20 protein-coding genes are annotated in these 21,256 nt (G+C 63.8%); 3 read left to right on the top strand and 17 right to left on the bottom strand.

Features of this window, described 5'->3' with window-relative positions; all coding sequences use genetic code 11:
* Positions 1-340: 340 nt before the first annotated feature.
* Positions 341-2,731 (bottom strand): phosphoenolpyruvate synthase, encoded by a 2,391-nt coding sequence (ppsA, locus tag D7S86_RS13530; protein WP_121087267.1) that lies wholly within the window; start codon positions 2,729-2,731, stop codon positions 341-343.
* 326 nt (positions 2,732-3,057) lie between these two features.
* Here ppsA and ppsR point away from each other — a divergent pair, with 326 nt between their 5' ends.
* Positions 3,058-3,873 carry a posphoenolpyruvate synthetase regulatory kinase/phosphorylase PpsR gene (gene ppsR, locus D7S86_RS13525; protein ID WP_121087265.1) on the top strand — a complete coding sequence of 272 codons (816 nt, stop codon included), beginning with the start codon at positions 3,058-3,060 and terminating at the stop codon, positions 3,871-3,873.
* A gap of 134 nt (positions 3,874-4,007) precedes the next feature.
* Complete coding sequence (locus tag D7S86_RS13520; protein ID WP_121087263.1) at positions 4,008-4,928, top strand: LysR family transcriptional regulator; 921 nt, start codon at positions 4,008-4,010, stop codon at positions 4,926-4,928.
* A gap of 44 nt (positions 4,929-4,972) precedes the next feature.
* On the opposite strand, the gene D7S86_RS13515 is transcribed toward D7S86_RS13520, so the two are convergent.
* From D7S86_RS13515 to rpsB, 16 genes are all read right to left on the bottom strand, one after another.
* Positions 4,973-5,761, bottom strand: coding sequence for a TrmH family RNA methyltransferase (locus tag D7S86_RS13515; protein WP_121087261.1), 789 nt, complete (start codon positions 5,759-5,761; stop codon positions 4,973-4,975).
* Entirely contained in the window at positions 5,758-6,501 is a 744-nt protein-coding gene (gene rnhB / locus D7S86_RS13510) for a ribonuclease HII (protein ID WP_121087259.1), read from the bottom strand. Before rnhB ends, D7S86_RS13515 begins: the two co-directional genes overlap by 4 nt.
* Positions 6,501-7,664 carry a lipid-A-disaccharide synthase gene (lpxB, locus tag D7S86_RS13505; RefSeq protein WP_121087257.1) on the bottom strand — a complete coding sequence of 388 codons (1,164 nt, stop codon included), beginning with the start codon at positions 7,662-7,664 and terminating at the stop codon, positions 6,501-6,503. The genes rnhB and lpxB overlap by 1 nt, the downstream gene beginning before the upstream one ends.
* A gap of 8 nt (positions 7,665-7,672) precedes the next feature.
* On the bottom strand, positions 7,673-8,461 hold the full coding sequence (lpxA, locus tag D7S86_RS13500; RefSeq protein ID WP_121087255.1) for an acyl-ACP--UDP-N-acetylglucosamine O-acyltransferase: 789 nt from the start codon (positions 8,459-8,461) through the stop codon (positions 7,673-7,675).
* Positions 8,458-8,925: a 3-hydroxyacyl-ACP dehydratase FabZ gene (fabZ, locus tag D7S86_RS13495; protein WP_121087253.1), complete on the bottom strand. Its 468-nt coding sequence runs from the start codon at positions 8,923-8,925 to the stop codon at positions 8,458-8,460. Before fabZ ends, lpxA begins: the two co-directional genes overlap by 4 nt.
* Positions 8,926-8,939: 14 nt before the next feature.
* Positions 8,940-10,025, bottom strand: a complete 1,086-nt coding sequence (gene lpxD, locus D7S86_RS13490; protein ID WP_121087251.1) for a UDP-3-O-(3-hydroxymyristoyl)glucosamine N-acyltransferase — start codon at positions 10,023-10,025, stop codon at positions 8,940-8,942.
* A gap of 91 nt (positions 10,026-10,116) precedes the next feature.
* Positions 10,117-10,701, bottom strand: coding sequence for an OmpH/Skp family outer membrane protein (locus D7S86_RS13485; RefSeq protein WP_121087249.1), 585 nt, complete (start codon positions 10,699-10,701; stop codon positions 10,117-10,119).
* 33 nt (positions 10,702-10,734) lie between these two features.
* Complete coding sequence (bamA, locus tag D7S86_RS13480; protein ID WP_121087247.1) at positions 10,735-13,083, bottom strand: outer membrane protein assembly factor BamA; 2,349 nt, start codon at positions 13,081-13,083, stop codon at positions 10,735-10,737.
* 110 nt (positions 13,084-13,193) lie between these two features.
* Positions 13,194-14,567 carry an RIP metalloprotease RseP gene (gene rseP / locus D7S86_RS13475; RefSeq protein WP_121087244.1) on the bottom strand — a complete coding sequence of 458 codons (1,374 nt, stop codon included), beginning with the start codon at positions 14,565-14,567 and terminating at the stop codon, positions 13,194-13,196.
* Positions 14,568-14,579: 12 nt separating this feature from the next.
* On the bottom strand, positions 14,580-15,809 hold the full coding sequence (locus D7S86_RS13470) for a 1-deoxy-D-xylulose-5-phosphate reductoisomerase (protein WP_121087242.1): 1,230 nt from the start codon (positions 15,807-15,809) through the stop codon (positions 14,580-14,582).
* Between the two features lie 16 nt (positions 15,810-15,825).
* Positions 15,826-16,641, bottom strand: coding sequence for a phosphatidate cytidylyltransferase (locus D7S86_RS13465; protein WP_121087240.1), 816 nt, complete (start codon positions 16,639-16,641; stop codon positions 15,826-15,828).
* A gap of 6 nt (positions 16,642-16,647) precedes the next feature.
* Positions 16,648-17,442, bottom strand: coding sequence for an isoprenyl transferase (locus D7S86_RS13460; RefSeq protein WP_121087238.1), 795 nt, complete (start codon positions 17,440-17,442; stop codon positions 16,648-16,650).
* Between the two features lie 43 nt (positions 17,443-17,485).
* On the bottom strand, positions 17,486-18,046 hold the full coding sequence (gene frr / locus D7S86_RS13455; RefSeq protein WP_121087236.1) for a ribosome recycling factor: 561 nt from the start codon (positions 18,044-18,046) through the stop codon (positions 17,486-17,488).
* 42 nt (positions 18,047-18,088) lie between these two features.
* Positions 18,089-18,802 (bottom strand): UMP kinase, encoded by a 714-nt coding sequence (gene pyrH, locus D7S86_RS13450; protein ID WP_121087234.1) that lies wholly within the window; start codon positions 18,800-18,802, stop codon positions 18,089-18,091.
* Between the two features lie 214 nt (positions 18,803-19,016).
* Positions 19,017-19,898: a translation elongation factor Ts gene (tsf, locus tag D7S86_RS13445; protein WP_121087232.1), complete on the bottom strand. Its 882-nt coding sequence runs from the start codon at positions 19,896-19,898 to the stop codon at positions 19,017-19,019.
* Between the two features lie 230 nt (positions 19,899-20,128).
* Complete coding sequence (gene rpsB, locus D7S86_RS13440; protein WP_121087230.1) at positions 20,129-20,881, bottom strand: 30S ribosomal protein S2; 753 nt, start codon at positions 20,879-20,881, stop codon at positions 20,129-20,131.
* Here rpsB and D7S86_RS29815 point away from each other — a divergent pair.
* On the top strand, positions 20,831-21,214 hold the full coding sequence (locus tag D7S86_RS29815) for a hypothetical protein (protein ID WP_166444123.1): 384 nt from the start codon (positions 20,831-20,833) through the stop codon (positions 21,212-21,214). The genes rpsB and D7S86_RS29815 overlap by 51 nt on opposite strands.
* The last annotated feature ends 42 nt before the right edge of the window (positions 21,215-21,256 follow it).

Genomic DNA, 21,256 nt, shown 5'->3' with positions numbered 1-21,256 from the left:
CCATAGGCATCCATCATCGCCCCATGCGCCTATCGACGCGGTCGGGTGGTTCGACGACGCGCCTCTAAGGCGTCGACGCATCGATGCGCCGCATAAAACAAAACCGCCGCGCCTTTCGGCGCGGCGGTTTGAATGGGTCCGGTCGACCGCCGTGCTGCGCTCGGCGAAGCGAAGCAACGGTCCACCGGGATCTCGTCACGATGCCGGCTGCGGATCTGTCCGACTCGATCCACGAAGCGATCCCAACGGATCAGCGCGTTCGATACCCCGACGCGACATCACACCCCGAGGCTCGTACATGACGCACGAGCCTCGGATCGCCATGCCGGATCTTTACTCACTAAGCCGACTTCGCGAGCGCCTGCCACGTATCGATGACCGAATCGGGATTCAGCGAAATCGATTCGATCCCTTCATCCGCGAGCCACTTCGCGAAATCCGGATGATCCGAGGGACCCTGACCGCAAATACCGACGTACTTGTTCTGCTTGCGGCACTCGGCGATCGCGCGGCTCAACATGAAACGCACGGCCGGATCGCGCTCGTCGAAGTCGACCGCGAGCAGTTCCATGCCGGAGTCGCGATCGAGGCCGAGCGTGAGCTGCGTGAGGTCGTTCGACCCGATCGAAAAGCCGTCGAAGTGTTCGAGGAACTTGTCGGCCAGGATCGCATTCGACGGCACTTCGCACATCATGATCAGGCGCAGGCCATGCGTGCCGCGCTTGAGCCCGAACTTCTCGAGCAGCCCGACCACGCGTTCGGCCTGACCCACCGTGCGCACGAACGGCACCATGATCTCGACGTTCGTGAGGCCCATCTCTTCACGCACACGGCGCAGCGCGATGCACTCCATTTCGAACGCCGCCGCGAAATCCTCGGCGATATACCGCGATGCGCCGCGGAACCCGAGCATCGGATTTTCCTCGTCGGGCTCGAAGCGCGAACCGCCGATCAGCTTCTTGTACTCGTTCGACTTGAAGTCGGACAAGCGCACGATGACGGGCTTCGGATAGAACGCGGCCGCAATCGTCGCGATCCCTTCGGCGAGCTTGTCGACATAGAACGCACGCGGCGACGCATGGCCGCGCGCAATGCTTTCGACCGCTTTCTTGAGATCCTGATCGACGTTCGGATATTCGAGGATCGCGCGCGGATGCACGCCGATATTGTTGTTGATGATGAACTCGAGACGCGCGAGCCCCACCCCTGCATTCGGCAACTGGCTGAAGTCGAACGCGAGCTGCGGATTGCCGATGTTCATCATGATCTTGACGGGCGGCGTGGGCAGTTCGCCGCGCTGGACCTCGGTCACCTCGGTCTCGATGAGGCCGTCGTAGATCTTGCCCTCGTCGCCCTCGACGCACGACACCGTCACGAGCGCGCCGTCCTTGAGCAGCTCGGTCGCGTCGCCGCATCCGACGACGGCCGGCACGCCGAGTTCACGCGCGATGATCGCCGCATGGCAGGTCCGTCCGCCGCGATTCGTCACGATCGCCGACGCGCGCTTCATGACCGGCTCCCAGTTCGGGTCCGTCATATCGGCCACGAGCACGTCGCCCGGCTGCACGCGTTCCATCTCCGACGGATCGCGAATCACGCGCACGGGGCCCGCGCCGACCTTCTGCCCGATCGCGCGCCCCGTTGCGAGCAACGGCGCGCTGCCGCGCAGCTTGTAGCGATGTTCGGCCTTGCCGTTCGCCTGGCTCTTGACCGTTTCGGGACGTGCCTGAAGGATGTAGAGCTTGCCGTCGCGACCGTCCTTGCCCCACTCGATGTCCATCGGACGACCGTAGTGCTTTTCGATGATGACCGCGTACTTCGCGAGTTCGATCACGTCATCGTCGTTGAGCGAATAGCGATTGCGCAGTTCGGGCGCGACATCAAGCGTCTTCACGCGACCCGGTTCGCCGGGCTTCGTGAATTCCATCTTGATGAGCTTCGAGCCGATCGTGCGGCGAATGATCGGATAGTGGCCTTGCGCGAGCGTCGGCTTGAACACATAGAACTCGTCGGGGTTCACGGCCCCTTGCACGACGGTTTCGCCGAGACCGTAGCTCGACGTGATGAAGACGGCGTCCTTGAACCCGGTTTCCGTATCGAGCGTGAACATGACGCCGGCCGAACCGACATCGGAACGGACCATGCGCTGCACACCGGCCGACAACGCGACTTCGGCATGCGTAAAGCCCTTGTGCACGCGATAAGAGATCGCGCGATCGTTGTATAGCGACGCGAACACGTGCTTCATGCGATCGAGCACGTCGTCGATGCCGACCACGTTCAGATAGGACTCCTGCTGCCCCGCGAACGAAGCATCGGGCAGATCTTCGGCAGTCGCGGACGAACGCACGGCAAACGACAACTCGGACGGCGAAGCCGCTTCGAGGCGCTTGAAGTGGTCGCGGATCTCTTGCTCGAGGCGTGCCTGAAACGGCGCGTCGACGATCCATTGACGGATGTCCGCGCCGGCTTCGGCGAGGGCTTTCACGTCATCGATATTCAGGGAATCGAGCCGTTGCGCGATCCGTTCGGTGAGGGCGTTGTGATGGAGAAAGTCACGGAATGCGAGCGCGGTCGTCGCAAACCCACCCGGCACCCGTACACCGGCGCCAGCGAGCTGACTGATCATTTCTCCGAGTGATGCGTTCTTGCCTCCTACGACTTCGACGTCGTTCATACGCAAGTTTTCGAACGGAACGACATAGGCGCCGTCGTGTTCTGCGTGGTTCATAAAAGCCCCTAACAGTGTAGAAAAAACACGGTCACGCGATTGGGGCTTTGCAAGCGCCGCACTATTGAGCACGACGATCACACCGCACAACCTGTCGGATAAGCCATCGCGTGTACAGAACGCCCGAGACACGTCAAGTGTGCCGGTTCGATCCGGCGGCGCTGTGGACGCGGCGCCGCGCGCCCCGCCCCGCAATTGCTTACCCCACAAGTTTCCCGCTATTCTACCCACAGATAGGTGCATTGCGCGTACGCCGTGTCACATTTGAGTGCATGCGGACGCCGCGCACGTGCCGCCGCCTCGTTTTCCAATCCGGATAAGCCTTCATGCCGCCGACCGTATTCATCGTCTCGGACGGGACAGGTATCACTGCCGAAACGTTTGCGCATTCGATCCTCTCTCAATTTGACCTCAAGTTCCGTCTAGTTCGCGTTCCCTTCGTCGATTCCTACGACAAGGCGTATGCGACGGCCGAAAAAATCAACGCGGCGGCGATTCAGGAGCAGCGGCGTCCGATCGTCTTCACGACGCTCGTCGACACGGGCTCGAACGAGATCCTCAAGGGCACGCAAGCGCTCGTGATGGATATGTTCCAGAGCTTCATCCAGCCGCTCGAGCTCGAGCTCGACACGAAGTCGAACCACGCGATGGGACGGGGTCACGGCAACGCCGATACCGAGGAATACAAGAACCGGATCGAGGCGATCAACTTCTCGCTCGCGCACGACGACGGCCAGTCCAATCGAAGCCTGGCCGAGGCCGACGTGATCTTCGTCGGCGTCTCGCGCAGCGGCAAGACGCCGACGAGCCTCTACCTCGCGATGCAGTACGGCGTGAAGGCCGCGAACTACCCGTTGATTCCCGACGACTTCGAGCGCGGCAAATTGCCCACGGCGCTCTACGATCACCGGAGCAAACTGTTCGGACTCACGATCGATCCGACCCGGCTCTCGGAGATACGCAACGAGCGGCGGCCGGGCAGCAAATACGCGGCGCCCGAAAATTGCCGGTACGAAGTCAACGAGGCCGAGGCGATGATGCGCCGCGAGGGCATCAAGTGGCTGTCGTCGACGCACAAGTCGATCGAGGAAATCGCAACGACCGTGCTGCAGGAAATCCGGCTCGATCGCTCGCCGTACTGAACGCCGCGCGTCGAAGCTGACGTCGAAGTCGAAGGCGGCGTCATGATCGGCGCCGCGAGGCCGGCATGTGCGCCGCCTTTCGCGCCTCGCGTCGTGCATGCCGCACGCTTTAGGATACGGAGGACCCCTAGTCCATGAATCAGCTTGAAGCGATGCGCATCTTCGCGAAGATCGTCGACGCGGGCAGCTTCGCCGCGGCAGCGCGTTCGCTCGATCTGTCCAAGGCCGTCGTCACGCGTCAGGTCGCGATGCTTGAAGCGCATCTGAACACGCGATTGCTGAACCGCACGACGCGCAAGCTCTCGCTGACCGAAGCCGGCGAGACCTATCTCGAAGCCTGCCGCCTGCTCGTCGAACATCTCGACGATATCGAGGCGCAGATTTCAAACTCGGCGCGCGAACCCGTCGGCACCCTACGCATCGCCACCTCGGCATCGTTCGCGCTCGCCGCAGGCACGCCGCTCTTCACCGAATTCCGCAAACGTTATCCGAAGGTCCATCTCCGCGTTTCGCTGCTTGACCGGATGGTCGATCTCGTCGAGGAGGGATTCGACGTCGGCATCATGACGCACGGCATGTACCAGAGCGACTCGATGATCCGACGTCCGCTGCTCGGCGGCGAGATCGCGATCGTCGCATCGCCCGACTATCTCGAAGCGCATGGCACGCCCCAGACACCGGCCGATTTGCTCGAACGCGCCTTCGTCGCGCTCAACGGCTGGTCGTCGTCGCATACGTACGTGTTCGAAAACACGAGCGGCGAAACCGAGACGCTCGTGCTGCGCCCGGTCTATGAGGTCAACAATGCGATGATGGTCCGCGACGCGGCGATCGCCGGCATCGGCTTCTCGACCGTCGTCACGTCGCTCGCGCAGTCGGCGCTCGAAAGCGGCGCGCTCGTGCGGCTGCTGCCCGATCATGCGATCACGAACGTGCCGGTCGGCGTCTCGCTCGTCTATCCGGGACGCCAGCATATTTCCGCGAAGACGCGCGCGTTCATCGACTTCACCGTCGCCTATTGTCGCGAGGTATTCGGCGTCGTTCAGCCGGGCTGAGCGCGGTGCGCGACGGCCGCCATCGGACGCCGTCAAGCACGACATCAGCCCTGATGCGCGCGCCGCTGACGTCCCTGCTCGAACAAACAGATCGCCGCGGCCGCCGCGACATTGAGCGACTCCATGCCGCCGGGCTGCGGAATCGTCACGCGCAAATGCGGCGCATCGCGCCAAGCGGCCGATACGCCGGCCCCTTCGTTGCCGAACACCCATGCGACCGGACCGCCGAGATCGATCCGGTCGATCGGCTGCGCGCCGTGAGAATCGGTCAAGGCCAGCGGCACACGCAAGCGCGAAAGTACGTCGGCCGGCTCGACATGCTCGTGAATGTCGAGATGCCAGTGCGCCCCCATGCCCGATCGCAACACCTTCGACGACCATGCATACGCGGTGCCCGACACGCAAAAGACATCGCGCACACCCGCTGCAGCGGCGCTGCGCAGAATCGATCCGACATTGCCGGCGTCCTGCAATCCGTCGAGCACGACGCAATCGCGTTCGATCGCATCGGGCAGCACGGGCGTCGCGCGGTCGAGCAGCAACAACAGGCCGACGCCCTGAACGACGGTCGATACCTGCCGGAACAAGGCATCGGGCAACATCGTCACGCGGTGATCGTCGATGCGCCGCAAGACGGCCTGTGCTTCGACATCGTCGAGCGCGCTCTCGCTGATCACACATTGATGCGGTACGCCGCCCGCGTCGAGAAACGCGGTCGCGAGATGGATGCCCTCGGCCAGCACATGATCGGCGCGCCGTTGCTGCGACGTCGACGCCGCCATCGCATGGAGCCGCTTGACGAGTGCGTTATCGCGCGAAGTCACGACTTTCATGCGGCCCCTCCACCGAACGAACCGCCGCGCAACAACACACCGCCCTGATCGAGCGTGTCGGCCTGATTCGGCACGGCGCTCGCGTACTCGCGAACCGCGATGCCGAACGTCCGGCACGCCGCGCGAACGGGCTCGAATGAATGCCGATGATGGAGACACGGGCCGTGCTGTCGCAACGCGTCCATATGCTGCCGCGTGCCGTAGCCCGCGTGTGCGTCGAATCCATACTCGGGATGCAGCGCATGCATGTCGACGAGCATGCGATCGCGCGTGACCTTCGCGAGGATCGACGCGGCCGAAATCAAAGGCACCGTCGCATCGCCGCCGATCACGGCTTCCGAGCGCATCGGCAACACCGGGCAGCGATTGCCGTCGATCCTGACGAGACCCGGCGCGACCGCGAGACCCGCGACCGCGCGCTGCATCGCGAGCATCGTCGCGTGCAGGATATTGAGGCGATCGATCTCTTCGACCGACGCCGACGCGACACAGAACGCTAGCGCACGCGCAACGATCTTGTCGTAGAGCACCTCGCGCTTTGCGGCGCTGAGCGCCTTCGAATCCGCGAGTCCTCGAATCGCGGGCCGCGATGCGTCGAAGATCACCGCCGCCGCGACGACCGGTCCCGCGAGCGGGCCCCGGCCGACTTCGTCGACGCCGCAGACCAGCGCATCCGGATCGTCGAAATCGAACGGCGTCTGCGTGAGCGTCGAGGCTGTCGACGTCGTTGAGCGCGCCATCAGACCTGCCCTCCGCGCTTCGCATGCGTCGCGATGATCTCGGCGATCGCGGCCGCCGCGGTCTCGGCCGTGTTCCGGCGCAGACTCTCGTGCATCCGCGTGAATTCGGCGATCAGGTCCGCGCGATGCGTTTCGTTGTTCAATTGTTCGAGCATCGCGTCGGCCAATGTCTCGGGCGTCGCGAACTCCTGCAGGAGTTCGGGCACGAGGAAACGCCGCGCGAGGATGTTCGGCAAACCGACCCAGGGCAGATACCCTTGCCGGCGCATGATCTGCCCCGTCAGCCAGGGCACCTTGTACGAGATCACCATCGGCTTCTTGTAGAGCGCCGCTTCGAGCGTGGACGTGCCGCTCTTGATCAGCATCGCATCGGAGGCTTCGAGCACGTCGTGCGAACGACCGTCGATGATCGTCAACGGCAAGGCCGGGTACGCGTCGACGAGCGGCTGCAGCAGCGCACGCGTGGTCGGCGACGCGGCCGGCAGCAGAAAGCGGATGCCCGGCTCGCGCCGATGGATCCGATCCATCGCGGCGAAGAACACGGGACCGATCAACGCGATTTCCGAACGCCGCGAGCCCGGCATCACGCCGATGATCTTGCCCGCTACGTCAATGCCGAGGCGAGTACGCGCCGCGCCCGGGTCGGGCGTCATCGGGATCGTATCGGCGAGCGGATGCCCGACGTACGTCGCGGGCACCTGGGCCTTCGCGTAGATCTCCGTTTCGAACGGAAACACGCAGAGCATATGATCGACCGATCGCGCGATCGAATGGATGCGGCCGCCTCGCCATGCCCAGATCGACGGGCTCACGAAATGAATCGTCGGAATGCCCGCCTTGCGCAGCGGCGCTTCGAGTCCGAAATTGAAATCGGGCGCATCGACGCCGATGAATGCCGACGGCGGATCGGCGAGCAACGCGCGCTTGAGCGCGTTGCGGATCCCCAGGATCTCGGGAATATGACGCAGGGCTTCGACATAGCCGCGCACGGACAGCTTGTCCATCGGCCACTGCGCGTCGAACCCCTCGGCCGCCATGCGCGGACCGCCGATCCCGTAGTAACGCGTGTCGGCCGGCAAATGACGGTGCAGTCCGCCGAGCAGCGACGCGGCGAGCAAATCGCCGGACGCTTCGCCGGCGACCATCGCAAGTCGCATCGACATCGCAGCGCTCAGCGGATGATGCCGCGCTGCGAGGCGTCGACGAAATCGGTCAACAATTTGACCGGTGCGTCGCCGTCGCCGCCCTGGCGTTCGAGTTCGCGCAATTGCACCTTGGCTTCCTCGAGCGTCAGGCCGTTCTTGTAGAGCAGCCGGTAGGCGGAGCGCAGCGTCGAGATCGCCTCGGCCGAGAAGCCGCGACGGCGCAATCCTTCGACATTGATGCCGTGCGGCTCCGCTTTGTTGCCCGCGGCGATCACGAACGGCGGAATATCCTGCACGAGCGCCGACGCGCCGCCGAGCATCGCGTGCGCACCGATCCGCACGAACTGGTGCACGCCCGACATCCCGCCGATGATCGCGTGATCGTCGACCTGCACGTGCCCCGCAAGCTGCGCATTCGACGACATGATGATGTTGCTGCCGAGATAGCAGTCATGACCGATATGCACGTAGGCCATGATCCAGTTGTCGTTGCCGATCGTCGTTACGCCGCGATCCTGCGTCGTGCCCGTGTGCAGCGTCGTGAACTCGCGGATCGTGTTGCGATCGCCGATCACGAGTTGCGTCGGCTCGCCGCGGTACTTCATGTCCTGGGGCTGGCCGCCGATCGACGCATAGTGGCCGATCACGTTGTCTTCGCCGAGCGTCGTATGGCCTTCGACGACCGTGTGCGAACCGATCCGCGTACGCGCGCCGATTTTGACGTGCGCGCCGATGATCGCGTAAGGCGCGACCTCGACCGTCTCGTGCAGTTGCGCACCCGGCTCGACGATCGCCGTCGGATGAATAGTCGTCATTTCGCAGCGCCCTCGCCGCCCTGAATGACCGTGCACATCAGATTCGCCTCGGCGGCGAGCACGCCGTCGACTTCGGCATGCGCCTTGAACTTCCAGATATGCCGCATGCGGCGCTCGAACGTCACATTCAGGATCAGTTGATCGCCAGGCTCGACCACGCGCTTGAAGCGCGCGTCATCGATGCCGGCGAAGTAGTACAGCGTGTTCTCGTCGTGGCGTTCCTCGGTGAACGTCAGCAGCGCCGCGGTCTGCGCGAGCGCTTCGAGAATCAGCACACCCGGCATGACCGGGCGCTTCGGAAAATGGCCCTGAAAATAGGGCTCGTTGATCGACACGTTCTTGAGTGCCTTGATCCGCGTATGCGGCTCGATCTCGAGCACGCGATCGACGAGCAGGATCGGATACCGATGCGGCAGCAGATCGAGGATCTTGTGAATGTCCAGCGTAATCGGCGTTTGACTCATATTGTTTGACACGCTTATTCGGGCGCGCCCTTGGATTGGATGTTAGCTTCAAGCGCCTTGATGCGATCGCGCAGCTTGTCGATGTTGCGCAGCAGCGCGGCACTACGGTTCCATTCGGCATGATCGACGGCCGGAAACGCGCTCGTGTACATGCCGGCCTTCGGAAGCGACTTCGAAACGCCCGATTTGGCCGTCACGATCACGAAATCGCCGATCTTCAGATGGCCCGCGATACCCACGGCCCCGCCGATCATGCAATGGCGTCCGATCGTCGTGCTGCCCGCGATGCCGGCGCACCCGGCGATCACCGTGTACGCGCCGATGCGGCAGTTGTGCGCGATCTGGACCAGATTGTCGATCTTGACGTCATGCTCGATCACGGTATCCGCCATCGCACCGCGATCGATCGTCGTGTTCGCGCCAATTTCGACATCGGCGCCGATTTTAACCCCACCGACCTGCGGAATCTTTACCCATTCACCCGTACGCGCATCGCCTTCGCCTGTGAAATCCGGTGCGAATCCGAACCCGTCGGACCCGATGACGGCGCCCGACTGGACGATCACACGCGCTTCGAGCGCACAGCCATGGTAGATCGTCACATTCGGGTAAATCCGGCTGCCTTCGCCGATCGCCGTGCCCCGCCCGATAAAGACGTGCGCATCGATCCGAACATGCTCGCCGATCACCGCGCCGGCCTCGACGACCACAAAGGGCCCGATCGTCGCCGTCTCGGCGACACGGGCGCTCGGATCGACGCTCGCGCTCGGATGAATCCCCGCGCTCACGCGCGGCGCGGCCGCGGCGACGAAGACCTGTGCGACGCGCGCGAAATAAGCATACGGATTCGGCGTGACAACAAATGCACGCTCGGCGAGCGCATCGCCGCGCCCCTTGAGTTCGGCCAGCGCCTCTTCGGTGATCAACACCGCCGCCGCACGCGTCGTCTCGACCTGCGGCAAATACTTCGGATTCGCGAGGAACGCCAGATGGCCGGGCCCCGCTTGATCGAGCGGCGCCAGGCCGCCGACCTCACGCGCGGGATCGCCTTCGATGCGTCCGCCGAAACGCGCGGTCAATTGTTCGAGCGTGAATGGCATGCTGTCCCCCTGGAATGCGTGAATGCCGCAAATGAGGAAAAACCGGGCCCGCGACCATGCGCGGGACCCGGTTTTTCGCGGCATCCGACTGTTACTGAGTCGCCGATGCGCCTGCGGGCGCGCTGGCGTTCGCGCCGAGCACCTTGATCACTTGGTCCGTGATATCGATTCGAGGGCTGACGTAGACCGCTTCCTGAAGAATCAGATCGTAGTGTTCCTGCTCGGCAATCTGCTTGATGACCTTGTTCGCACGATCGAGCACGGCTGCGAGCTCTTCGTTGCGACGCTGGTTCAAGTCTTCGCGAAACTCGCGCTGTTTGCGCTGAAAATCGGCATCGAGCTGCGCGATCTGCGTCTGCTTGAGCGAACGATCGGCCGTCGACATCGTCGGGCCGGCCTTGTCGAGCTGGTCCGACATGGCCTTGAGCTTGGCGGCCATGTCCTGCAGATCGTGATCGCGCTTCGAGAATTCCTGTTCGAGCTTCGATTGCGCGAGCTTGGCCGGGATCGACTCTCGCAGGATACGCTCCGAGTTGACCACCGCGATGCGCGTCGCCTGCGGTGCTGCAGCCGCGCTCGCGGGCTGCTGCGCCTGGGCTTGCGCGTGCGCCGCCGTGGCGCCGCACAAGGCCGCGAACGCGAGCCACCGCAAGCCATGCTGTTTAAACGATTTCATGTGCTAGATCGACCTCGCGACGTAGTACCGGCGTCAGAATGCTGTACCGATCTGGAACTGGAACTTCTGATACTGGTCGCCCGCATGCTTGACGACCGGGAAGCCCATGCTGAGCTTGAGCGGACCGATCGGCGAAATCCATGCGAGACCCGCACCATAGCTGTAACGCAAGCCGTCGCCGCCGTTGTTGATCGCCGACGTATCGTCGCCCCAGACGTTACCCATATCGAAGAACGTGAACACGCGCAGCGTCTTCTCGTAACCGCTGCCCGGAATCGGAATCGTCATTTCGATGTTGCTGACGAACATCCGCGAACCGCCGATCGGATCGTTCGTCGTCGCATCGCGCGGACCCAGCGAACTCGGCTCATAGCCGCGCACCGAACCGATACCGCCCGCGTAGTAGTTCTTGAAGATCGGGAACGGCGCGTCGCCCAGCGACTTGCCGTAGCCGCCCTGGACGTTGAAGCCCAGGATGAAGCCGCGCGCGAACGAGTAGTAGTACTGCTGCTGCAAGTCGATCTTGTAGTACGACGTGTTGCCGAGCGGCGTACCGACTTCGGTATTCACCTTCGACAGATAGCCGCGGCTCGGGATCAACGAGCTGTCACGCGCATCGCGCGACCAACCGACCGTGATCGGGAAGTTGTTGACGACCTGACCGACGCCGCCGCTGCGCAGCCCGGTCGCCGGATTCACGGGACCGTAAATGTAATCGAGGTAGTACGCCGGCGTGTAAACGTCGGTCCGGAAGCGGTCCTGCTCGAAGCCGATCCCGAAGAACACCGTATCCGTTTCCGAGAACGGGATCCCGAACTTGAGGTCGCCGCCCGCGCTGATGATCGTGAACGTACTGTCGGTCGAGTAATAGAGCGGCTCGTAGGTCCGGTAGTACGCGTCGGTGATGCGCTGAATGCCGTCGACCGTGAAATACGGATCGACCTGCGTGACCGTCAACGTCCGATAGGCCTTCGCCGTGTTCACGTTGACCGACAGGCTGGTCCCCGAACCGAACACGTTGTCCTGCGACACGCCGGCCGACAGAATGACCTTGTCGGTCGACGAGAAACCCGCACCGAGCTGAATCGACCCGGTCGGCTTTTCGGTGACCTTCACATCGACGTCGACCTGGTCGGGCGTGCCTTCGACAGGCGTCGTATTGACCTGGACGTCGGTGAAGTAACCGAGCCGGTTCAAGCGGTCCTTCGAGAGCTTCAGACGTTCGCCGTCGAACCACGAGCTCTCGAACTGACGCATTTCGCGCCGGATGACCTCGTCGCGCGTCTTGTTGTTGCCCGTGATGTTGATGTGACGCACATAGACGCGCCGGCCCGGCGTAACCTGAAGATTCAGGTTGACCGTATGGTCCTTCTGATTGATCTGCGGCTGCGCGTTGACGTTCGCGAATGCATAGCCGTAGTCGCCGAGACGATCGACGATCGCCTTCGTCGACGCCGTGAGCTTCGCGGCCGAGAAGCGGTCGCCGACCTTGAGCTGCACGAGCTTGCGCAGCTCCTCGGTCTTGTCCAGCGTGTCGCCCGAGACGTCGATGCCCGTGATCGTGTACGGCTCGCCTTCATGCAGCGAGATCGTCAGGTACATGTCCTTCTTGTCGGGCGAAATCGAGACCTGCGTCGATTCGATATTGAATTCGAGGTAGCCGCGATCGAGATAGTACGAGCGGATGTTCTCGAGGTCGCCCGTGAGCTTTTCCTTCGAATACAGATCGTTCTTCGTGTACCACGAGAACCAGTTCGGCGTCGAAAGCTGCATCTCGTCTTCGAGCGTGCCCGCCGAGAAGATCTTGTTGCCGATGAAGTTGACCTGGCGAATCTTCGCGCTCGGACCTTCGATGACCGAGAACAGGATCGTCACGCGATTGCGGTCGACCGGCGTCACGGTCGTCGTGATTTCGGCCGCGTAGTAGCCGCGCGTCAGGTATTGCCGTTTGAGTTCCTGTTCGGACTTGTCGACGAGGCTCTTGTCGTAGAACCGGCCGTCGGACAGGCCCACGGAACCGAGCGCCTTGTTCAGCGCATCCTTTTCGAATTCGTGCGTGCCGGCGAAATCGATCGACGCGATCGCGGGGCGTTCGAGCACCGTCACGACGACGACGCCGTCGCCTTGCGTGCCGATCTTCACATCGTTGAAGAACCCGGTCGCGTAGAGCTTGCGGATGGCCTCGGTCGCCTTGTCGTCCGTGAACGTATCGCCCTGCTTGATCGGCAGGTAGGCGAAGACGGTGCCGGGCTCGACGCGTTGCAGCCCTTCGATCCGAATGTCCTTGACGACGAACGACGCGGCAGCGTGAGCAGCCACGCTATAGGCGGCAACCGCCGCGACCACGACTGACCTACGAACGAAGCGATGAGGTTCGAACAACGTGTATCCCCAGGAATTTTTAGCTATGTGGTGTCGCGACTCGACGCAGCATCGATGCCGCGCCAGGCGCGACGCCGATGCGCGGGTTCGGGAACCGCACGATGTGCACTTCAGGAGTGAAGCAAGCGTGCAAGATCATTGAACAGCGCGATCGCCGACAACACGAGAATGCAGACAATGCCCGCACGCTGGAAAACAAGCTGCCAGCGTTCGGGTACGGCTTTTCCGGTCACGGCTTCGACCGAATAATATAACAGATGCCCCCCGTCCAATATCGGAATTGGCAATAGATTCAACACGCCAAGGCTGATACTGATCAAAGCGAGGAACGAAACGAAGCTCGCCAGACCAAGGCTCGCGCTCTTGCCCGCATAGTCGGCGATCGTCACGGGACCCGACAAATTCTTCAACGACGCCTCGCCGACAATCATCTTGCCGAACATGCGCACGGAAAAAGCGGAAATGTCCCATGTTCGCCGCACACCCAGCGTCACCGCGTCGATCGGCCCGTAGCGGACGTCGACCATCGGCATCTGCGCACCCAGCGCGGCGCCGATACGGCCGACCGTCTTCGCTTGACCGTCGACGTCGATCGACGTCGGCTTCGCGAAAACCGGCACCGTTTCGACCTTCCCGTCGCGCTCGATCGCCAGCGTCAGCGTCTGGCCCGCGCGCGACTGAACCCGCGTGATGAAATCGTTGACGTCGACGACCTTGGCGTCGTCGATGCCGACCAGCCGGTCCCCCTCGCGCAACCCCGCGGCAGCGGCCGGCGACCCCGGTTCGACGCTCGCCACGACGGCTTTCGCGCCGCCGGGCGTGAAGCCGATCCGGTCGAGCAGATTATCGTCGACCTCGGTCGCCTGAACATGAGAAAGGTCGACCGGATAGTCGAAAGTTCGATTACCCATCGTTGCGCGCAGCACGATCGGCTTGTGCGCGAGCGCGGCGTCGACGAGTTTCCAGCGCAGTTCGGTCCATGAACGCACGGCGTGCTCGCCGCCGGCTTCGGCATCACGCACGGCAACGACCGTCTCGCCGCCCGCGAAGCCGGCACGGGCCGCAACCGTACCCGCGGCAGGCACACCGAGCATCGGCACGGGCTCGCTGACGCCCGTCGCGTACAAGCCCGCGAACAGCACGATCGCGAGCAGGAAATTCGCGATCGGGCCCGCGGCGACGATCGCAAAGCGACGCGCGACCGACTTGCGATTGAACGCGTGCGGCAAATCTTCGGCGGGAATCGGTTCGTCCGACTCGCGCTCGTCGAGCATCTTCACGTAGCCGCCGAGCGGCAACGGCCCGATCGACCACTCCGTGCCCGACTTGCCGCGCCACGTCGCGATGGGCTTGCCGAACCCGATCGAGAAACGCAGCACCTTGACGCCGCACAGCCGTGCAACCGCGTAATGGCCATACTCATGGGCCACCACGAGGATGCCGATCGCGACGGCAAACGCCAGCACCGCGGTCAGGAACGTCATCGCGTGCGCCTGTCAGCGAACCGCCGCGGCGAGCGGCTGGTCAGCGCCTGCACCGATACCCGCGCCGGCACCCGCGCCGAGCAGGCTCGACGCGAGCGCGCGCGCTTCGCGGTCGATCTCGAGCACGTCGTCGAGCGTGCGCGCCGCGCGATGGCCGATCGTATCGACCACGCGCGCGACGGTCTCCGCGATCGACGTATATCGCGCGCGCCCCGCGAGAAAGGCCTCGACGGCGATTTCGTTGGCCGCGTTGAGCGCGGCGCTCGCCGTGCCGCCCGCGCGCAATGCATCGAACGCGAGTTTCAGGCACGGAAAGCGCGCCTCGTCGGGCTTCTCGAACGTCAAGGTCGCGATCGCCGCGAGATCGAGCGGCCGCACGCCGGCGTCGACGCGGTCCGGATACGCGAGCGCATGCGCGATCGGCGTACGCATATCGGGGTTGCCGAGCTGTGCGAGCACCGAGCCGTCCTTGTACGCGACCATCGAGTGAATCACGCTCTGCGGATGGATCAGCACGTCGATGCGATCGGCCGGCAAGCCGAACAGCCAGTGCGCCTCGATGACTTCGAGGCCCTTGTTCATCATCGTCGCGGAGTCGACCGAGATCTTGCGCCCCATCGACCAGTTCGGATGCTTGACCGCCTGCTCGGGCGTGATGTCGCCGAGCGTCTTCGGATCGCGCGTGCGGAACGGACCGCCCGACGCCGTCAGGATGATCTTCTCGACGCCGCCATGCGGCACACTGCCCGCCGCGTGCGGCGGCAGGCATTGGTAGATCGCGTTGTGTTCGGAGTCGAGCGGCAGCAGCGTCGCGCCATGTTCGCGGACCGCATCGAGAAACAGCGCGCCCGACATGACGAGCGCTTCCTTGTTCGCGAGCAGAATGGTCTTGCCCGCGCGCGCGGCCGCGAGCGTCGGCGCGAGGCCGGCCGCGCCCACGATCGCCGCGACGACCGTATCGGCGCCCGCGTCCGACGCGACGGCGACCAGCGCCTGCGGGCCATACCCGACGCGTGTCGGCGACCCTGCCGCGCGCAAGCGCGCCTCGAGCTGCGCGGCGCCCTCGGCGCTGCCGACGACGGCCCATTCGGGCCGGAACGCGAGACACTGCTCGGCGAGCTTCTCGTGGTTCGAGTGCGCCGTCAGCGCGAAGATCGAAAACCGGTCGGGATGACGCGCGACGACATCGAGCGTACTCGCGCCGATCGAGCCCGTCGAACCCAGCAAAGTCAGACGTTTCATTGCATTCCCCATGCGCTCACGTGAGCAACAGCATCGCGAGCGGCAGCACGGGCAGCATCGCATCGATGCGGTCCAGTACACCACCGTGCCCCGGCAGCAGATGACTGGAATCCTTGACCCCGGCCTGCCGCTTGAGCAACGACTCGAACAGGTCGCCGAGGACGCTGAACGCGACCAGGCATGCGACCCACACCAGCATTCGGGCCGTGCCGTACACCGCGGCATCGACCGTGAAGTAATTCGGCTGCGCCGCATGCGTGACCTGCAACGCGACCGCGACGACGAGCACGAGCGCGAGGCCGCCGATCGCGCCCTCCCACGTCTTGCCGGGACTGATCGACGGCGCGAGCTTGTGACGGCCGAGCGCCTTGCCCGCGAAATACGCGCCGACGTCGGCGATCCAGACGATCAGCAGCAACGTCAGCACGAAGCGTACGCCGATTGTGCGCGCCTGCACCAGGGCATGCCAGGCCGCGAGCAGCACGACGATACCGGCCAAAAGCAGGAACGTACGCCACGCGCCCTCGGCCAGCACGGGCTTGCGCACCAGCGCGAACGGACTGACGAGAACCCAGAAAATCGCCGCGGCGAGATAGAGTCCGGGAATCGCGAGACCGAAGCGCGACGTCGTCGCGACGAGAACCGCCCCCGTCACGCCCGCGTAGAGCACCGGCCCGAGGCCCGTGACCTTGAGCAGACGCGCCCATTCCCACGCCGCGAACACGACGATGAACGCGATCAGCGCGCCGAACGCCGCAATCGGCGCGAACAGCGTGACCGGCACCAGCACCGCCAACAGGATCACTGCGGTGATCACGCGGGTCTTGAGCATCGATTCTCAATAGGAGAGAGAGTCCGCCGCGTCGCGCGGCACGACGTTTTCCTCGACCTGAGCGCTCGTGCGGCCGAAACGGCGCTCGCGCGTCTGATACGAGGCGATGGCCGCATCGAGCGCCGCCGCGTCGAAGTCGGGCCAGAACAAATCGGTGAAATACAGCTCCGCGTACGCGAGCTGCCAGAGCAGAAAATTGCTGATGCGCTGCTCGCCGCCCGTGCGAATGAACAGATCGGGCTCGGGCGCGTAGGCCATCGCGAGATGCCGCGCGAACGCGGCCTCTTCGATCGGCTCGTCGAGCTGGCCCGTCGCCGCGCGTTCGGCGTTGAGCTTCGTAATCGCCTGGAGGATGTCCCAGCGGCCGCCGTAGTTCGCCGCGATCGTCAGCGTCAGGCCGCGATTCTTCGCGGTCTTCGCCTCGGCGCGCTTGACGAGCTCCTGAATCCGCGGCTCGAACATCGACAGGTCGCCGACCACGCGCATGCGGATGCCGTTCGCGTGCATCTTGCCGACTTCGCGTTCGAGCGCCGTGACGAACAGGCGCATCAGAAACGACACTTCTTCGTTCGGGCGACGCCAGTTTTCCGAGCTGAACGCGAAGAGCGTCAGGTACTCGACCCCGCGGCGCGCGCACGCCTCGACGATCGCGCGCACGGCATCGACGCCCTTCGTATGGCCGGCCACGCGCGGCAAACGCCGCGCGGTCGCCCAGCGGCCATTGCCGTCCATGATGACGGCGACGTGCCGGGGCACGGCAGCCGTTTCGGGGACGCGCACGGTTGAACTGGTATAGGTCATATTCGCCTTATGGAACGACGGGACTGCTCGTGCACGACGGTCCTCAAACCGTCATGATCTCGCCTTCCTTCGCCTGGACGAGCTTGTCGATCTCGGCGACGAACTTGTCCGTGAGCTTCTGGACGTCGTCGGCGGCGCGACGCTCTTCGTCCTCGGACAGCTCCTTGTCCTTGACGGCCTTCTTGAGCTGCTCGTTGGCGTCGCGGCGCAGGTTGCGCACGGCGATCTTCGCGTCTTCGGCTTCGGTCTTGACGACCTTCACGAGCTCCTTGCGGCGCTCTTCAGTCAGCGCGGGCATCGGCACGCGAATCAGGTCGCCCGTCGTCGACGGATTCAAGCCCAGATCCGAATCGCGAATCGCCTTTTCGACGGCCTGGACCATCTTCTTTTCCCACGGCTGCGCGCCGATCGTGCGCGCGTCGATCAGCGTGAGGTTCGCGACCTGCGAAATGGGCACGTTCGAGCCGTAGTAGTCGACTTGCACGTGGTCGAGCAGGCCCGTATGGGCGCGGCCCGTGCGAATCTTCGCCAGGTCCGTCTTGAACGCTTCGATCGACTTCTGCATCTTCTGATCGACGCCCTTCTTGATATCTGCGGCACTCATGTTTTTCTCCACAAACCTAGATGTCGGTGCTAACCCTTAATCTTACACGTGCACCAGCGTGCCCTCGTCTTCGCCCGCGACAATGCGCTTGAGCGCGCCGGGCTTGTTGATCGAGAACACACGAATGGGGAGCTTCTGGTCGCGGCACAGGGCGAACGCGGTCGCGTCCATGACCTGAAGATTGCGCGTGATCGCCTCGTCGAACGAGATCGAGGCATAGCGCGTCGCCGACGGGTCCTTCTTCGGATCGGCCGAGTACACGCCGTCGACCTTCGTCGCCTTGAGCACGACTTCGGCGCCGACCTCGGCGCCACGCAGCGCGGCGGCCGTATCGGTCGTGAAGAACGGATTACCCGTGCCCGCCGCGAAGATCACGACGCGGCCCTCTTCGAGCTGGCGGATCGCGCGCGGCCGGATATACGGCTCGACGACCTGATCCATGCGCAGCGCCGACTGCACGCGCGCTTCGATGCCCGCGTGGCGCATCGCGTCCTGCAGCGCGAGCGCGTTCATCATCGTCGCGAGCATGCCCATATAGTCGGCCGTCGCGCGGTCCATACCCGCCGCGCCGCCGGCCACGCCGCGGAAAATGTTACCGCCGCCGATCACAACGGCAAGCTCGGTACCCATGCGCACGACTTCGGCCATATCGGCCACCATGCGCTCGATAGTCTGGCGATTGATGCCGAAAGCATCGTCGCCCATCAGTGCTTCGCCGGAAAGTTTGAGGAGGATGCGCTTGTAGGCTGTTGGCATGTAGATGTCCGATGGGCGTCGAGGGATCTTGAAACTCAATCAGGCAAGCCGTTCAACAACACAGAACTGTAGAAGTGAATGGCGGTGCCGGGCAAGCGTTTGCAGCCCTGATAGGGCCGCCGCCTGTAAATACGCCCGCATCGGCGGTTCGCGCCTTGGCGGGCGTTGCGATCCGACACCCCGGCGAGGCGTCGGACCTGGCGGATCGGGGCGATCAGCCCTTTTGCGCGGCGGCGACTTGCGCGGCGACTTCGGCGGCGAAGTCGTCCTGGCGCTTTTCGATGCCTTCGCCGACGACGTACAGCGCGAATGCGTTGACCTTCGCGCCGGCGGCCTTGAGCACCTGCTCGACCGTTTCCTTGTCGTTACGAACGAACGGCTGGTTCAGCAGCGAAACTTCCTTGAGGAACTTCTGCACGCTGCCTTCGACCATCTTCGCGACGATTTCAGCCGGCTTGCCCGACTCGGCGGCCTTCTGCGACGCGATGCTGCGTTCCTTTTCGATCAGATCGGCCGGCACGTCCGCCGACGACACCGACACCGGCTTCATCGCCGCAATATGCATCGCGACATCCTTGCCGACCTGAGCGTCGCCGCCCGTGTAGTCGACGATCACGCCGATCCGCGTGCCGTGCAGATAGGTCGCGATCTGACCCGCGGTTTCGTAGCGCACGAAACGACGGATCGAGAGGTTTTCGCCGATCTTGCCGACGAGCGCCGTACGCACGGCGTCGACCGTCGCGCTTTCGAGCGGCAGCGCGGACAGCGCCGCGACGTCGGCCGGGTTCTGCTTCGCGATGACTTCAGCGACGCCCGCGCCGAACGCGAGGAAATCGTCGTTCTTCGAGACGAAGTCGGTTTCGCAATTCAGCTCGACGAGCACGCCGACGTTGCCGGCGACGTATTGCGCCACGATCCCTTCAGCCGTCACGCGCGACGCGGCCTTGCTGGCCTTGTTGCCGAGCTTGACGCGGAGGATTTCCTCGGCACGAACGATATCGCCGTCGGCTTCGGTCAGTGCCTTCTTGCATTCCATCATCGGCGCGTCGGTCTTCGCGCGCAGTTCGCCCACCAGGGCTGCGGTAATTGCCGCCATCGTCTGCTCCTCAATCAGGATTTCACGTCTTCGTCCGGATCGATCCGGACGAAACAAATTCGGTGCTGCGTTGCTTCGCCACCGGCCGGCGCCTATCGAAGCACGGCCGCGCGACATCCCGGTGACTCCCCGGGCAATCGCGCGACGCCGCGCCGCGCGGAGTCTAAAAAAAGGGGGCTCACAGCCCCCTCTTGTTCAGACCGGTCTGCGCGCCGGCTGGCCATCGAGGATCAGCCCTCGTTGACTTCGACGAACTCGTCGCCGTCTTCGTTGTTGCGCACGGCTTCGACGACGTCCTTGACGGCGTTCGCACGGCCTTCGAGGATCGCATCGGCGATACCTTGCACGTACAGCGCGACAGCCTTGCTCGCGTCGTCGTTACCCGGGATCACGTAGTCGACGCCTTCGGGCGAGTGGTTCGTATCGACCACGGCGATCACGGGCACGCCGAGCTTGTTCGCTTCGGTGATCGCAATCTTGTGGTAGCCGACGTCGACCACGAAAATCGCGTCCGGAATGCCGCCCATGTCCTTGACGCCGCCGATCGACTTCTCGAGCTTGGCCATTTCGCGTTCGAACATGAGCGCTTCCTTCTTGCTCATGCGTTCGGTTTCGCCGGCTTCGAGCGCCGTTTCCATGTCCTTGAGCTTCTTGATCGACGACTTCAGCGTCTTGAAGTTCGTCAGCATGCCGCCGAGCCAGCGCGTATTGACATACGGCATGCCGGCGCGGGCCGCTTCAGCGGCGATCGTGTCGCGCGACTGACGCTTCGTGCCGACCAGCAGGATCGTGCCCCGGTTCGCTGCGAGTTGACGCACGTACTTCAGTGCGTCGTTGTACATCGGCAGCGTCTTTTCGAGGTTGATGATGTGAATCTTGTTGCGGTGGCCGAAAATGAACGGAGCCATCTTCGGGTTCCAGAAGCGCGTTTGGTGACCAAAGTGGACACCGGCTTCCAACATCTGACGCATCGTTACTGCCATTCGAATTCTCCGAAAGGGTTAGGGTCTGAAGCCGGCTGCGACATCCGCGGATCGCGATCTCGGGCGCTGCGCACAACGCAACGCGCCCGGAACGCGGATCCGGCAGACACCCTGGGTGCGCCGGCTCGGGTATTCGGCCTCGCAAGTCGAGCCCGGCCGATCGTGCCCCGTTTCTCGTTCGCTTTCGCGATCAGCCTCGCTTTCCAATCGACCCCGCATTCTCAAAATGTGGGAAAAATCGATCAAAACACGATGACTGAGCGGTTGCCGCGCGCACATGACACGCAGATCCCGCCGAATGAGGACGGCCAAGGCATTTCCTACAAAGCCTAGCCCGAGAGTATAGCATCGGCTGGTTTGGGGCCTCAAGCCGCC

This window comes from Pararobbsia silviterrae (genome assembly GCF_003628125.1).
Taxonomy (GTDB): Bacteria; Pseudomonadota; Gammaproteobacteria; order Burkholderiales; family Burkholderiaceae; genus Pararobbsia; species Pararobbsia silviterrae.
This window is presented reverse-complemented; position numbering and strand designations above follow the sequence as displayed.

Excerpts from the sequence above, each read along its gene's own strand:
- ppsA (WP_121087267.1), bottom strand. The coding sequence starts at position 2,731 with ATGAACCACGCAGAACACGACGGCGCCTATGTCGTTCCGTTCGAAAAC.
- ppsR (WP_121087265.1), top strand. The coding sequence starts at position 3,058 with ATGCCGCCGACCGTATTCATCGTCTCGGACGGGACAGGTATCACTGCC.
- D7S86_RS13520 (WP_121087263.1), top strand. The coding sequence starts at position 4,008 with ATGAATCAGCTTGAAGCGATGCGCATCTTCGCGAAGATCGTCGACGCG.
- D7S86_RS13515 (WP_121087261.1), bottom strand. The coding sequence starts at position 5,761 with ATGAAAGTCGTGACTTCGCGCGATAACGCACTCGTCAAGCGGCTCCAT.
- rnhB (WP_121087259.1), bottom strand. The coding sequence starts at position 6,501 with ATGGCGCGCTCAACGACGTCGACAGCCTCGACGCTCACGCAGACGCCG.
- lpxB (WP_121087257.1), bottom strand. The coding sequence starts at position 7,664 with ATGTCGATGCGACTTGCGATGGTCGCCGGCGAAGCGTCCGGCGATTTG.
- lpxA (WP_121087255.1), bottom strand. The coding sequence starts at position 8,461 with ATGACGACTATTCATCCGACGGCGATCGTCGAGCCGGGTGCGCAACTG.
- fabZ (WP_121087253.1), bottom strand. The coding sequence starts at position 8,925 with ATGAGTCAAACGCCGATTACGCTGGACATTCACAAGATCCTCGATCTG.
- lpxD (WP_121087251.1), bottom strand. The coding sequence starts at position 10,025 with ATGCCATTCACGCTCGAACAATTGACCGCGCGTTTCGGCGGACGCATC.
- D7S86_RS13485 (WP_121087249.1), bottom strand. The coding sequence starts at position 10,701 with ATGAAATCGTTTAAACAGCATGGCTTGCGGTGGCTCGCGTTCGCGGCC.
- rseP (WP_121087244.1), bottom strand. The coding sequence starts at position 14,567 with ATGACGTTCCTGACCGCGGTGCTGGCGTTTGCCGTCGCGATCGGCATC.
- D7S86_RS13470 (WP_121087242.1), bottom strand. The coding sequence starts at position 15,809 with ATGAAACGTCTGACTTTGCTGGGTTCGACGGGCTCGATCGGCGCGAGT.
- D7S86_RS13465 (WP_121087240.1), bottom strand. The coding sequence starts at position 16,641 with ATGCTCAAGACCCGCGTGATCACCGCAGTGATCCTGTTGGCGGTGCTG.
- D7S86_RS13460 (WP_121087238.1), bottom strand. The coding sequence starts at position 17,442 with ATGACCTATACCAGTTCAACCGTGCGCGTCCCCGAAACGGCTGCCGTG.
- frr (WP_121087236.1), bottom strand. The coding sequence starts at position 18,046 with ATGAGTGCCGCAGATATCAAGAAGGGCGTCGATCAGAAGATGCAGAAG.
- pyrH (WP_121087234.1), bottom strand. The coding sequence starts at position 18,802 with ATGCCAACAGCCTACAAGCGCATCCTCCTCAAACTTTCCGGCGAAGCA.
- tsf (WP_121087232.1), bottom strand. The coding sequence starts at position 19,898 with ATGGCGGCAATTACCGCAGCCCTGGTGGGCGAACTGCGCGCGAAGACC.
- rpsB (WP_121087230.1), bottom strand. The coding sequence starts at position 20,881 with ATGGCAGTAACGATGCGTCAGATGTTGGAAGCCGGTGTCCACTTTGGT.